The organism is Sphingomonas fuzhouensis (genome assembly GCF_034659795.1).
Taxonomy (GTDB): Bacteria; Pseudomonadota; Alphaproteobacteria; order Sphingomonadales; family Sphingomonadaceae; genus Sphingomonas; species Sphingomonas fuzhouensis.
On sequence record NZ_JAXSQY010000011.1, the window covers coordinates 71817 to 84578 of the forward strand.

General features: G+C 65.6%; 10 protein-coding genes, 1 tRNA gene and 1 rRNA gene. 6 read left to right on the plus strand and 6 right to left on the minus strand.

What is annotated here, in order from left to right:
• The first annotated feature begins 102 nt into the window (after positions 1-102).
• On the plus strand, positions 103-1962 hold the full coding sequence (locus U1H82_RS17650; RefSeq protein ID WP_322966289.1) for a glycoside hydrolase family 97 protein: 1860 nt from the start codon (positions 103-105) through the stop codon (positions 1960-1962).
• Positions 1963-2196: 234 nt separating this feature from the next.
• On the opposite strand, the gene U1H82_RS17655 is transcribed toward U1H82_RS17650, so the two are convergent.
• Positions 2197-3882, minus strand: a complete 1686-nt coding sequence (locus U1H82_RS17655) for an alpha-L-fucosidase (protein WP_322966290.1) — start codon at positions 3880-3882, stop codon at positions 2197-2199.
• A gap of 254 nt (positions 3883-4136) precedes the next feature.
• On the opposite strand from U1H82_RS17655, the gene U1H82_RS17660 reads away from it, so the two are divergent.
• The gene (locus U1H82_RS17660) at positions 4137-4505 is read left to right on the plus strand and encodes a hypothetical protein (RefSeq protein ID WP_322966291.1); all 369 of its coding nucleotides are present in this window, start codon (positions 4137-4139) and stop codon (positions 4503-4505) included.
• Here U1H82_RS17660 and U1H82_RS17665 read toward each other — a convergent pair.
• Complete coding sequence (locus U1H82_RS17665; RefSeq protein WP_322966292.1) at positions 4477-4737, minus strand: DUF3253 domain-containing protein; 261 nt, start codon at positions 4735-4737, stop codon at positions 4477-4479. The two genes, U1H82_RS17660 and U1H82_RS17665, sit on opposite strands and share 29 nt — an antisense overlap.
• Positions 4738-4884: 147 nt before the next feature.
• Between U1H82_RS17665 and U1H82_RS17670 the strand changes: the two genes are divergently transcribed.
• Entirely contained in the window at positions 4885-5868 is a 984-nt protein-coding gene (locus tag U1H82_RS17670; protein ID WP_322966293.1) for an amidohydrolase family protein, read from the plus strand.
• On the opposite strand, the gene U1H82_RS17675 is transcribed toward U1H82_RS17670, so the two are convergent.
• A complete protein-coding gene (locus U1H82_RS17675) occupies positions 5852-6709 on the minus strand; it encodes a serine hydrolase (protein WP_322966294.1) in 858 nt (285 codons plus the stop codon). The genes U1H82_RS17670 and U1H82_RS17675 overlap by 17 nt on opposite strands.
• Before the next feature lie 115 nt (positions 6710-6824).
• Positions 6825-7730, minus strand: a complete 906-nt coding sequence (locus U1H82_RS17680; RefSeq protein WP_322966296.1) for a LysR family transcriptional regulator — start codon at positions 7728-7730, stop codon at positions 6825-6827.
• 184 nt (positions 7731-7914) lie between these two features.
• On the opposite strand from U1H82_RS17680, the gene U1H82_RS17685 reads away from it, so the two are divergent.
• From U1H82_RS17685 to U1H82_RS17695, 3 genes are read left to right on the plus strand one after another with little or no spacing between them, the layout of a single operon-like run.
• Positions 7915-9600, plus strand: coding sequence for an ABC transporter transmembrane domain-containing protein (locus U1H82_RS17685; RefSeq protein ID WP_322966297.1), 1686 nt, complete (start codon positions 7915-7917; stop codon positions 9598-9600).
• Positions 9584-10654: an efflux RND transporter periplasmic adaptor subunit gene (locus tag U1H82_RS17690; RefSeq protein ID WP_322966298.1), complete on the plus strand. Its 1071-nt coding sequence runs from the start codon at positions 9584-9586 to the stop codon at positions 10652-10654. The genes U1H82_RS17685 and U1H82_RS17690 overlap by 17 nt, the downstream gene beginning before the upstream one ends.
• Positions 10651-12105: a TolC family protein gene (locus U1H82_RS17695; RefSeq protein ID WP_322966299.1), complete on the plus strand. Its 1455-nt coding sequence runs from the start codon at positions 10651-10653 to the stop codon at positions 12103-12105. The genes U1H82_RS17690 and U1H82_RS17695 overlap by 4 nt, the downstream gene beginning before the upstream one ends.
• Positions 12106-12495: 390 nt before the next feature.
• Here the strand turns inward: U1H82_RS17695 and U1H82_RS17700 are convergent.
• Positions 12496-12572, minus strand: a tRNA-Met gene (locus U1H82_RS17700).
• Positions 12573-12631: 59 nt separating this feature from the next.
• Positions 12632-12746 (minus strand): 5S ribosomal RNA (rrf, locus tag U1H82_RS17705).
• Positions 12747-12762 lie beyond the last annotated feature (16 nt).

Sequence of the window (12762 nt, forward strand, 5' to 3'; positions counted from 1 at the left end):
CCACATTCCAGTTTCACACATAGAAATATCAAATGTTACGGGAGAGGTTCGGACTGCACATGCGCGCATGTGTCATCCGGCCTTGTAAAAAGGGGCGAGGGCATGACGGGAGTCAAAGGATCGCGGTTCAGGGCGGGGGCATGTCGCTGGGCGATCGCCTGCTCGGCGATGATGGTGTTCGCGCCCGCCGCCCAGGCGAAGACGGTGACCATCGCCAGTCCGGACGGTAAGGTGCAGGCGCTACTGTCGGACGATGGTGGCAAGCTGCAATATCGCGTGACGGTCGACGGGCGGCCGATCCTGTCCCCTTCGCCGCTCGGCATGCGGGTCGACGGCATGGAACTGGGCGACGCCGCACGGATCGGCACGGTCCAGCGGCGCAAGGTCGACAACCGCTATCGTTTCTTCGGCGGCAAGGCCGAGGCGGTCGACCGCGCCAATGTCGCCAGCGTCGCGCTGACCAAGGGCGCCACCCGGTTCGAGGCCGATGTCCATGTCGCCGATGACGGCGTCGGCGTCCGCCTGCGCCTTCCCGCCAAGGCCGGGCGCCAGGTCGAGGCCGATCGGTCGGGCTGGAAGCTGGCCGCCGCCGATCCGCGCGTCTGGGTGACGAACCTCGATCCCGGCTATGAGGCAGTGTACGAAGCCAAGACGCTCGGCCAGTCGACCGGCCGCCCGCTGGGCCTGCCGCTGACCGCGAAGATCGACCGTTATTGGGTCACGATCAGCGAAGCGGCGGTGGTGAATTATGGCGATATGGGCATCACGCCCGACGCGACCGGACTGCTCGAGGGCAATCTCTATGCCGATCCCAAGGGCTGGCAGACCGATGCGGCGGTCATTCAGCCCTGGCGCGTTACCATCGTCGCGCGCGACCTGACCGGCCTGGTCAACACGACGCTGATCCAGAATCTCAACCCGCCGCCTTCGACCACGCTTGCCCAGGCCGACTGGATTCGACCCGGCGTCTCCAGCTGGCAATGGCTGGCGATCGGTGCGCCCAAGGAGGACGACCAGCACCAATGGGTCGATTGGACCAGGCAGCTCGGCTATCGCTATTATCTGGTCGACGAAGGATGGGCGGCGTGGAAGCGTCCCTGGGAATCGCTGGAGGACACGGTCCGCTATGCCCGGTCGCAGGGCGTCGACATCTGGGTCTGGGTGGACAGCAAGGAGATGTTCGATCCGGCCCAGCGCCAGAAGACGCTGCGGCGCTATGCCGATATGGGGATCGTCGGCGTCAAGGTCGACTTCCCGCAGCCTCCCAACCACATCTGGGCGACCTGGTATCAGGATTTCGCGCGCGACGCGGCAGCCGACCGGCTGATGGTCGACTTCCACGGTGCGATGAAGCCGACCGGGACCGAGCGGACCTGGCCCAATGTGCTGACGCGCGAGGCGGTGCGTGGGCATGAATGGCACATCACCCGTTACAAGCGCGTGCTGCCGGGGCCGCACGACACCATCCTGCCCTTCACCCGCTATATCGTCGGGCCGGGCGACTATACCCCGACCGTGTTCGAACCCGCCGAGTTGCAGGGCAATAGCTGGGCGCATGAGGTGGCGCAGGCGATCCTGTTCACCTCGCCCTATCTGTCGATGGGCGGGCATCCGAAGACCTATCTGGAGAACCCGGCACGCGACGTGCTGAAGGCGATCCCGGCGATCTGGGACGAAACCATCGTCCTGCCGGGCAGCGAGCCGGGCACGATGGCGGGCTTTGCCCGGCGGCGTGGCAAGGACTGGTTCGTCGCGGTCATCAACGGCACCACGGCGCGTCCGCTGAAGGTCGACCTGCGCTTCCTGGGGGCGGGCAGCTGGACGCTCGTCTCGCTGGCGGACAGTCAGGCGCGGCCCGATGCCTATGACCGGACCGAACGCACGGTGAAGGCGACGGACTCGATCGACGCAGGCCTGCGGACGCAGGGCGGCTATGTGGGCTGGCTGCGCCCGGCACGCTGACGGGCTCCTGGATGACAGGCATCGGGGTCGGGGATCACCTCCCTGGCCCCGATTGCGTTTTCAGGCGCCGGGAAAAGACGATCCGTCATTGCGAGCGAAGCGAAGCAATCCAGGGCGTCCTGATCCGGCTCTGGATTGCTTCGCTTCGCTCGCAATGACGGGGTAAGCTCGCCCAAACTGGTTTTTTTCCCATCAGCCGAGGGACCACCCCAAGCGGCCCCCCTATTCCGATCGTCAGGCGGTGACGCCGTTGCCCGAAATCACCAGCGGAATGCCGATCTCATGCCGTGCGCCCCGCGGCAGCGTGACTTCCAGCGCCTCGGCCGTCCGCCTGAAGGACAGCGGACTATTGTCGCCCTGCAACGTCACCCGCTGGATCTCCCCCGGCATGGTCGGGTTACCCTGTGCCAGCAGGGTCATCCGCGCCACCCCGTCCTCGGGCCAGCCCATCATCAGCGCATGGAGATTGCCGTTGCGTGTGACGTAACGCACATCGCGCGCCGTATAGGGCGACTTCGGCCCGCCTTCGGAAAAGTTGCCGGAATTGCCGCGGGTCGGGCCTTCGCCGTTCAGCTTCCACGGGCGGCTGCCATAGATCGCCTCGCCATAGCGGCCCATCCATTCGGCGATGTCGTTGACGACCTTTTCCTCCTTGTCGTCGATCGTCCCGTCGCCGCGCATCGGCACCGACAGCATCAGATTGCCGTTCTTCGACACCACATCGCATAGCGTGTGGATGACGTTCGCCGCCGACTTGTAGCCGTTATTATTGTAGGTATCGATGTCATAGTGCCAGCCGCCGATGCAGGTGTCGGTCTGCCACGGAAAGCGCTCGATATAATTCTTGCCGCCGCGTTCGACGTCATCGACGATGCCCATGCGCCGCTGCGGCGGGGTCACCTTGCTCGTGACGACGGCCTCCAGGCGACCGCCATGCCACTGCATCGACCGGTTGTAGAACCAGGCGGTGAATTCCAGCCCGTATTTCTCCAGCGGCAGGTCGAAATTGTCGAAATAGATCATGTCGGGCCGGTACTTCTCGGCCAGGTCCTTGGCGCGGAGCAGCCAGTTGCTGGCGAAATTCGTGCCCGCCGGTACGCCCTCGTTCCACATGCCGTCGGTGGCGTCGTGCCAGGCATTGGCCTCCGCGATCGTGCGGATGCCGTCGGGCATCGGCATGTGACGACCGACATAGAGCTGCTGCGGGTCCAGCCCGTCCCACCATTGGCCACGCCCCTGCGCGGCGGTCAGCTTATAGGCGTCATAGCGCTCGCCCGCGCGCGGCCCGGTCGGGTCATAGCCGTAAGCGGGCTGGTTCCAGTGCCAGGCATGGGCGGAGTGGTTCGACACCGCAAAGCGCAACCCCCGCTCGCGCGCCGCCTTTTCCCAGGTGCCGACGAGATCGCGGCGCGGCCCGACCCGCGTCGTGTTCCACGGATGATATTGGGAATCATAGGTGTCGAGATTGTCGTGATGATTGGCCAGCGCCATGAAATATCTGGCGCCCGCCTTCTTGTAGAGGTCGAGCAAACGGCCGGGGTCCCAGCGATCCGCCTTCCACATATTCTGGATCTGCATGAAGCCGACATCGGCCGGGTGACCATATTTCCTGATATGGTGGTTATAGGCGCGGGTGCCTGGCAGATACATGTTGCGCGCATACCAGTCGCCCTGCTCGGGCACGCATTGCGCGGTCCAGTGAGCCCACATGCCGAACTTGGCATCGCGGAACCAGTCGGGCACGCTATATCCCGCGGTCAGAGATTCCCAATCGGGCGTGAAACGCACGGGCGGCGGCACCTTCAGCGCGCGCCCTGCCCCCATGGGTTGCGCCGCCGTCGTGACCGCAGACGCCGCTGCCGGCGCAAGGGCCGCCGCCGCGATCGTACCGCCGATCATTTCACGTCTCGTGGCCTTCATCTCGCTCTCCTGACATCGCTCTGATCGGCGCTCCGTCACCCCGTCGCTGGTCGGCCCGACAGGTCACGATGCCGATCCTGCCGGTTACGCCTACTCTCTTATATGAAAACATTATGTTATCCACGCGAAGCTAACGCATGTAGGATGGCTTTTGCAAGCGGTCTCCCACGGCGGGAACCCGAACCAAAGCATGCCCGTCCTGGAATCGCGCGATGCGAGGTTGATCCCGAAAGCCCGCCATGTCAGGCAAAGCCATGCAACCCCATATCCGCGCGATCACTGCCGCCTCCGCCGATGCGCTCGTGACGGGCAACAAGGTGGCCGGACTTTACGACCATCAGGCCGACCGGCATCTCCGCATCGCGGCGGAGGCGCGCGGCCAGCATCTTCAGGGCTTTGACGGCGATCGGAATGCGAAGTTCGGCGGCAGCCTTCCCGAACTGCGCGATACCGGTGCCGACACGTCGATCTATATGCAAATCGACGACGACGGCGCGCAAGGGTTCGACCGAAGCACGTCCAGCCATTTCACCATCAAGATCGCCGAGAATCTGGTTCAGCTTTACGATCACAGCGAAGCGACGTGGTTCACCTTCACGGTTGAGATCGCGCCGCAAGGCTGATGCGATAGGGACCGGTGCGGGCGCTCAGGGGGCGCCCCTTCCAGCTCAGCCGCACGCGCCCTTCTTCGAGCAACTGGTCGACAACCCCATGAACGAGCGGCATCGCATCCCGCCACGCACCACCGGGAACCAGGGCACGCGCGGCCTCGCTGGGGCATAGTGTCGCCGTCGCCGATCGGGCGGCAAGCAGCGCGAGGACAGTCTCCCGGCATTGCGACAGGGGATCATCCATCACAGGTTTCGATCGTCACCGCCATCCATTCGAAACGCCGGACGGCGGTTCGGGTCGCAAGCATAGCCTATTCCCCGCGAATAGCGCGCTATAGCCCGCCCTATTTCGATATGACATGATCGGCATACCGTTCGTGAAGGCCGACCCATGCGTTTGATTGCGATCGAAGAACATATCCTGCCGGACGCCGTGCGCGACGCTTGGGCGGCGGCACCGCCACCGCATGACCCGGTGTCGGCGTTTGCCGATGGCGGCGAGAATGGCCGACGCCTGGCCGATCTGGGCGAGGACCGGATCGCCCTGATGGACGAACAAGGCGTCGACGTGCAGGTGCTGTCGCTCACCACGCCGGGCCTCCACAACCTTGCGCCCATGGTCGCCGTCGACATGGCGCAGCGGGTGAACGACCTGATCTCGGACGCCTGTGTTCGGCATCCGGACCGTTTCCAGGGGCTGGCCGCCATCCCCACCCCCGATGCACAGGCCGCACCACGCGAGTTGGAGAGGGCCGTGCGCGAACTGGGGCTGAAGGGCGCGCTGTTATGCGGCCGCACCCGCGAGCGGCATCTGGATCATCCGGACTTCCGCCCCCTGCTGGCGAAAGCGGCCGAGCTTGGCGTACCCCTGTTCATCCATCCGCAGACGCCGCTGCCCGAGGTTCGCGAGGCCAATTACTCCGGCATCGGCGAGACGGCCGACCTGGCTTTGGCCGCCTTCGGCCTGGGATGGCATTATGAGGCAGGGCTGCAATGGATTCGCCTGGCCGCGTCGGGCGTCTTCGACCAGTTTCCCGACCTCCAGATCATCCTCGGCCATTGGGGTGAGGTCGTGCTCTTCTATCTGGAGCGCACATCGGCCGTCTTTTCGCGCACGCTGACCTTGGAGCGTCCCTTGGCCGACTATGCGCGGCGCAACCTCTACGTCACCGGCAGCGGCATGTGGAGCGAGGCCTATCTGCAGCGCTGCCTGGAGATCGTCGGCCCGGAGCGCCTGCTCTTCTCGACCGACTTTCCCTATCAATATAAAAGCGGTGGCGGCCCGCGCCGCTTCGTCGAGGAGGTCGCGCTCGACGAGGCGGCGCGGCGGGGCCTTGCCTATGCCAATTGGGAGAGGCTCACCGCAGGCGCATGAACGCCGCGACCGCATTGCGGACGCTGTCGGTGAAGCGATCATAGATCATCCGCGAGAGTTCGGCGATGACCGGCTGGCGATCGCGCCCCCCTCTGGCGAACACGGCGATGGCCACGCGGCGACCATCGGGCATGGTGATGAAGCCCACATCGTTCGAGATACCGTCGAGAGTCCCGGTCTTGTCCTCGACCAACGTCCCCACCGGCAGCAAGGCCCGGATACGCCGCGTACCCGTGCGACATTGCCGCATGAGATCAAGCAGAAAGCTGCGGCTTTGCGGCGTCAGAACGGCGCCGCTGTCGAGCAGCTTCAGCAAGGTGACCATGGCGACCGGTGTCGCCACATCCTTGCTGTCCGCCAGATGGCCCCGCTCCCGCAGCAACTGGGCGATGGTGCGGTCGACGCGAATGCCGGTGATATTGTGCGACGACAGCCATAGCTGCACCTTGGCGGGGCCGCCCAGCGTCGCAAACAGCTGATCGGCCGCCAGATTGTCGCTGCGAACGATCATCGCCTCCATGACTTTCGCGGCGGAACGACCGTGGATCATCTCGCTGAGGCTCCGTCGGCCTTCATCGACCTCGGTCAGATAGGCCGCCGCGATGGCCAGCTTCACCGTGCTCGCCATCGGGAAAAGCGTACCGCCGTTGATCGCCGCCGTCGAGCCGTCGCGCAGATCGATGGCGGCGACCCCATATTCCCCCGAGCGGCCCGCCACCAGCGCGCGCATTTCGCGCTGAAGCTCGACGAGTTCGAAAGGCCCTGATGCGGCCGATACCGAGACAGTGAAACTTGCCGCAATACCCGTCAGACAAAGACGGAAAAGCAGGGCTATACGCATCAACCTTCCTCGATCGCGACATGTGGTGATGGGGCCATGCTAACCGCAAAAGCCGAACGCGTCGCGCGGAATATGACCGTCCATGCCTCGATGACACCGGCGATGCGGCGAAACGCTACGGCGCCAGCAGTCGCTGCGCGCAGCCCTGAACATGCTCGGCGATCAGCTTGAACGCCGCACTCATCGGGGATTGCCGTCGCCAGGCGATGGCGATCGATCGGTGTGCGCCCCATCCCTGGACCGGCAGGATCTTGAGCCCCGCCGCGCCGCCCATCTCGGAGCGCAGATAAAGGCTGGGCAGCAAAGCGAGGCCCAGCCCGCTCGCCACCATCTGGTGCAGGCTTTCCAGGCTGGTGCCGTAATAATCCGGTGCGATCGTCATCCCATATTGTTCGGCGATGGCGGCCGCCTGCCGCGCCAGATGATGGCGCGGGTCGAGCGTCAGCAGCGGGCTGCCGCTCAGAACGTCACGCGTCGTTTCGGCATCCGCCTCGATCGGATGATCCAGCGCCGCGACCAGATGGAGCGGCTCGCGGAACAGCGGCTCGATCGTCAGGTCATCCCCCGTCATCGGCAGCGGGCCGAGCACGACATCGATATTGCCCCGCGACAGTTCCAACACCTGTTCGTCCGGAATACCCTCTCGCACGTGCAGGCGCAGGTGCGGGGCCATGCGGTGCAGTTCCGCGATGATCGGCGAGAGGAGATAGGGCCCCAGCGTCGGCGTGGTCCCCAGCCGCAGGATACCTGTCAGGCTGTTCGACGCCCCAGCGGCCAGCGCGACAATATCGCTCGCATCGCTCAGCATCCGCCGCGCCGTCCCGACGATGCTACGCCCGACCGGGGTCAGCATCGCCCCCGCCGCACTGCGCTCGAACAGCTTGGTGCCCAGGCGATCCTCCAGGGCACGAATCTGCTGGCTGAGCGTCGGCTGCGAAACATGGGCAACGCGCGCCGCCAGCGCGAACGACCCGGTATCCGCAATCGTGACCAGATATTCGAGCTGACGCAGCGTGGGCATGCCCCCCTATAGCCCAGCCCTATAGCTACGACACTCGAAATCCGATTAGCCAAGCCTGCGATATGTTGTTACCCCACTATCACATGGATCAAGCCATATTGGTCCTTGTGGAACATGGGAGGGGGGATTTCGGCGGCTTGTCGTCGGCGGCAGGCATGCTCAGGGTGCAAAAAGGGGGACGGTTTTGGCAGCGGAACGACTGGGTTTTCGGGACGCGGTGGGCTGGCTCTCGCAGATCATAGGTCCGGATGCGGCCTATATTCGGCTTGGCATCGTCTATACCACCGCGATCAGTTTGTTGGCCTTGGCGACGCCGATCTCGGTGCAGTTGCTCATCAACAGCGTCGCGAACACCGCGATGCCCGCGCCGCTATGGGCGCTGTCCGGTGTCCTGCTCCTGCTGCTGTTGCTGGTCGCGGGGCTCAGCGCGCTTCGCGTGTGGATCATGGCGGCCTTCGAGCGGCGGCTGTTCGCGCGTGTCGTGGCGGAGGTCACCCTACGCGCCGTCCACGCCCAGGACCCCTTCTTCGCCGACCGCAAACGCGGCGACCTGTTCAACCGCTTTTTCGATCTGGTCGTCGTCCAGAAATCGGTCCCCAGCATGGTGATCGGCGCCTTCACGATCGTATTGCAGGCGGTGATCGGGTTGACCATCACCAGCTTCTATCATCCCGTATTCCTGGCCTTCAACGTCGTGCTGGTCGCCGCCGTGTTGCTGGTCTGGCTGCTTTGGCGACGCGGGGCGATCAGCGGCGCCGTGGCGCTGAGCCATGCCAAGCACAATGCCGCCGGCTGGCTGGAAAGCGTCGGCGGATCGAACGGCTTCTACAAGTCCGCCCGCCATCTCGATTTCGCGATGAACCGGTCGGAGGCGATGACCGCCGCCTATGTCGCCACGCACCGCCGCTATTTCCGCTATCAGTTCGCACAGACGGTCGCGTTCCTGCTGATCTACGCCTTTGCCAGTGCCGGACTGCTGCTGCTCGGCGGCATGCTGATCCTGCGCGGTCAGCTGTCCTTGGGCCAGCTCGTCGCGGCGGAGCTGATCCTGTCGGGCGTCTTCTACGGCATCTCCCAACTCGGTCTGTATCTCGACATCTTCTACGACATGGCGGCCAGTTCCGAGGAATTGTCGCTGCTGTTCGCCATTCCGCAGGAAACCGCGGTGCGCGGCGAGAACGGCCCGCGCGACGGCTCGGTGAAGCTGACCGACGTGGCCCTTGACGATGCCCGGTATAATCTGACCCTGGCATCCGGGGAGCAACTCGTCGCGGTCGCCGAACCGGGGGCCGAGCGCCGCCTGGCCATGCTGCTGAAGCGGCACGCCCTGCCCGAGCGCGGCCTGGTCCGGATCGGCGGCGGCGATCTGGGCTCGTTCGACATGTATCATCTCCGCTCGGACGTGACGGTGCTGGACCGCTCGACGATCGTCGAGGTCACGATCCGCGAATATCTCCGCCTCGCCTCGCAAGGGCTGGACGATGCGGCGATGGAGGCGCTGGCGACAGTCGGGCTGGAACGCCGGCTGGCCAGCCTGCCCCAGGGGTTGGACACGCCGCTCGGCTCGACCGGCTATCCGCTCAGCGTGGGCGAGACCATGGCGCTGAAGCTCGCCAACGCGCTGCTCGTTCGCCCCAAGCTGTTGCTGCTCGGTCAGCTTTTCGACCTGTTGCCGCCCGAACGGCTGCGCGCGGCGCTGCGTCTTCTGAAAGACCATGGCACGACGGTCCTGCTGTGCACCGGCCGTCCCGAGGATCTGACGCTGGACGGCTATCTCCTTCTGGGGCTGACCGAACAACGCCGCTTCGACCATCTGGCCGACCTTCTGGCCGCCTGCAACCGGGAGGGCGTCGATGCCGCATCCGCCTGAACAGCTCGCGCATTTCCGCACCCTCGCCACCTTGCGTCCGCCCCGCACCACCGTCGCCATCGCCTGGATCGTGACGGTGGGGATGGCAGCAGCCGTCTTCATCCTGTTCTTCGTGCCGTGGCTGCAAACCGCACAGGGGCGCGGACAGGTCGTCTCGCTCGATCCGCAGGACCGCGCACAGGACGTGACAGCGCTGGTGCCAGGGCAAGTGGAACGCTGGTACGTTCATGACGGCCAGCATGTGAAGCGCGGCGATCCGATTGCGCGCATCGTCGACCTCGATCCCAACCTGTTGTCGCGTCTTGCCGCCGAACGGGCGCAGGTACAGGCCGAGATCGCCTCGGTCCAACAGTCCCGCGCGGTCGCGCAGATCGACGTCAACCGGACCCGCCAGCTCTTCTCCGAGGGGCTCGCCTCCCGCCGCGATTACGAACAGGCACAGATCAAGGTCGCGGACTCCGGTGCCAAGCTGGCGGAGTCGCGCGCCAAGCTGAACCGCATCGACGTCCAGCTCAACCGCCAGTCGGCCCAGCTCGTGCGTGCCCCCCGCGACGGCCGTATCCAGAACCTGAACGCGGCGGCCGGTGGTGCCTATGTATCGGCGGGCACGGCGCTGGCGGTGGTCGCGCCCGAACAGGTCGAACGCGCGGTCGAACTGCTGATCGACGGTCGTGACGTACCGCTGTTGCGGCCCGGCCGCCCGGTCCGGCTGGAGTTTGAAGGCTGGCCCGCCATCCAGTTCAGCGGTTGGCCCTCGGTCGCCTATGGCTTTTTCGACGGCCGCATCCGCACGATCGACCCGAATGCCAATACCCAAGGGCTGTTCCGCATCCTGGTCGAGCCCATGCCCGGCAAGCCCGCCTGGCCCGAGCGCCGTTTCGTCCGCCTGGGCGGTAAGGTGCAGGGCTGGGTCCAGGGCGAGACGGTGACGGTCGGTTACGAACTCTGGCGCCAACTCAACGACTTCCCGCTGGAGTTCGGCCAGGCCACGACCGACAAGGAAAGCAGTAAGGACGACAAGAAGATCGCAGCCAAGGCGGGGAAGCCGAAATGATCCGGTTCGGTCCTCTCATTCCCGCGCTGATCGTCGCCCTCGCCTTGCCTGCAACCGTCATGGCGCAACATATTGCGGCGAACCCGGCACCGGTATCCACGGCCGTTGCGGGGCCGCTGACGCTGGACGATGTCCTCCGCGCCTCCGCCCGCGCCGCGCCGCAGATCGTCGAGGCGCTGGCCAAGATCCGCGCCGCAGAAGGCCGCGCGATCACCGCCAGCGGCGCGTTCGACACGGTGTTCGACGCCGAAGGCCGCGCGCGCACGCTCGGCTATTATGACGGGACCGTCGCCTCCGCACGCGCGACCCGCCCGCTGACCGACAATGGCGGCTATGTCTATGGCGGCTACCGCGTCAGTCGTGGCGGCTTCCCTGTCTATGAGGATGAAAATTACACCAACCGCCTCGGCGAGGTGAAGGTCGGCGCGCTATACGCCTTGCTGCGCGACCGGCTGGTGGACGAACGCCGAACCCGCCGCACGCTGGCATCGGGCGATATCGACATCGCCCAGTTCGAGCGCGAAGCGGTGGCGATCGGCGTGCAGCGGCGCGCGATCGATGCCTATCAGAACTGGGTCGCGGCGGGACTTCGCCTGCGCGCCTATCGCGACCTGCTCCAGCTTTCGGAAAGCCGTCGCGGCGGGCTTGCGCGTCAGGTCCAACTCGGCGCGCGACCCGACATATTGCTGGCCGAGAACGACCAGAATCTCGTCCGTCGCCGCGCGCTGGTGGTGCGGGCCGAAGGGGATTTCCAGGCGGCGGCCAATGCCCTCTCCCTCTATTTCCGCGACGCAAACGGCAATCCCTTGCTGGTCGGCCCCGAGCGCCTGCCCGCCGATGCTGACGCCCTGGCTGGCGTGGCCGCCGTGGCACGAGACGATTTCGAACGCCGACGGCCCGACCTGCAGGTGCTGCTGGCTCGGATCGATCAGGGCACGGCGCGGCTGGCGCTGGCGCAGAACGACCTCCGCCCCCGGCTCGACCTGCGTGGCGAGATGGGGAAGGATATCGGTCCCATCGGGTTAGGCGGCGCCTCGCGCACACCGCTCGAAGCGGCGGTCGGCTTCCGCTTTTCCATGCCGCTCCAAAACCGCGCGGCCAAGGGCCGGGTCGTCGAAGCGCAAGCCGAGATGGACGCGCTGGCGGCGCGCCGCCGCTTCCTGCGCGATCAGATCGCGGTCGAAGTGGAAGGCATCACGATCGGCGTCGGCGCTGCCGAAAAGCTCGCCGCCATCGCCGAACAGGAACGTCAGCTCGCCGAACGCCTCGCGGCCGCCGAGCGACGCCGGTTCGAACTGGGATCGAGCGACTTCTTCCTCGTCAACCAGCGCGAGGAAACCGCCAACGACGCCCGCGTCCGCCTGATCGACGCCCAAGCCCGCATCGCCGCAGCCCGCGCCGAACTGGCGGCGGCGACCGCTGATCGAAAGGCATTGGGCCTGGAGCCCTGATTTAGGAAGGGGTGTGATCGGCGATGGCCTATTCGGCGGTCTTTGGAACTGCGCCAATCTGTACGAAATCTGCTGGCGGATATCGCCGCCTCCACCCTGTGTCAGATGATCGACGAGTGGGAGGCAGAAGAGGCTCGCCTGATCGCGCGAAACGCCACTGTCGACCAAGGACTGCGGGCACATTTCCAAGCGGGTGGCCGACCTGCGCACTACGCTGGAAGCCCCTGCGGTACGCGGGCAGGCCGTCACGGCTACCGAGAGCGTGACGATCTATCCGGATGAGCGGGATTGCCCTGCGGCGGAGGTGATGGCCAGCGTGGTGGCTTTGGTGGGGCATGCCACAAACGGCAACGCCGCCCGTTGGGGCGGCGTGAGCGGTTTCGATAGGAATGGTTGCGGGGGCAGGATTTGAACCTGCGGCCTTCAGGTTATGAGCCTGACGAGCTACCGGGCTGCTCCACCCCGCGCCAAGAAGGTAAGGTGGTGGACAAGTGAATGGGTTTTTGTTGTGTTCGCGGACTGTAATGCCTGGCGACGCCCTACTCTTCCACTGCTTGAGCAGTAGTACCATTGGCGCAGTCGGGTTTCACGGCCGAGTTCGGGATGGGATCGGGTGGGACACCGACGCTATGGCCACCAGGCAATAGAGTCCGCGAA

What these genes read in the sequence shown, in the direction of transcription:
- U1H82_RS17650 (WP_322966289.1), top strand. Translation starts at nt 103, where the DNA reads ATGACGGGAGTCAAAGGATCGCGGTTCAGGGCGGGGGCATGTCGCTGG.
- U1H82_RS17655 (WP_322966290.1), bottom strand. Translation starts at nt 3,882, where the DNA reads ATGAAGGCCACGAGACGTGAAATGATCGGCGGTACGATCGCGGCGGCG.
- U1H82_RS17660 (WP_322966291.1), top strand. Translation starts at nt 4,137, where the DNA reads ATGCAACCCCATATCCGCGCGATCACTGCCGCCTCCGCCGATGCGCTC.
- U1H82_RS17665 (WP_322966292.1), bottom strand. Translation starts at nt 4,737, where the DNA reads ATGGATGATCCCCTGTCGCAATGCCGGGAGACTGTCCTCGCGCTGCTT.
- U1H82_RS17670 (WP_322966293.1), top strand. Translation starts at nt 4,885, where the DNA reads ATGCGTTTGATTGCGATCGAAGAACATATCCTGCCGGACGCCGTGCGC.
- U1H82_RS17675 (WP_322966294.1), bottom strand. Translation starts at nt 6,709, where the DNA reads ATGCGTATAGCCCTGCTTTTCCGTCTTTGTCTGACGGGTATTGCGGCA.
- U1H82_RS17680 (WP_322966296.1), bottom strand. Translation starts at nt 7,730, where the DNA reads ATGCCCACGCTGCGTCAGCTCGAATATCTGGTCACGATTGCGGATACC.
- U1H82_RS17690 (WP_322966298.1), top strand. Translation starts at nt 9,584, where the DNA reads ATGCCGCATCCGCCTGAACAGCTCGCGCATTTCCGCACCCTCGCCACC.
- U1H82_RS17695 (WP_322966299.1), top strand. Translation starts at nt 10,651, where the DNA reads ATGATCCGGTTCGGTCCTCTCATTCCCGCGCTGATCGTCGCCCTCGCC.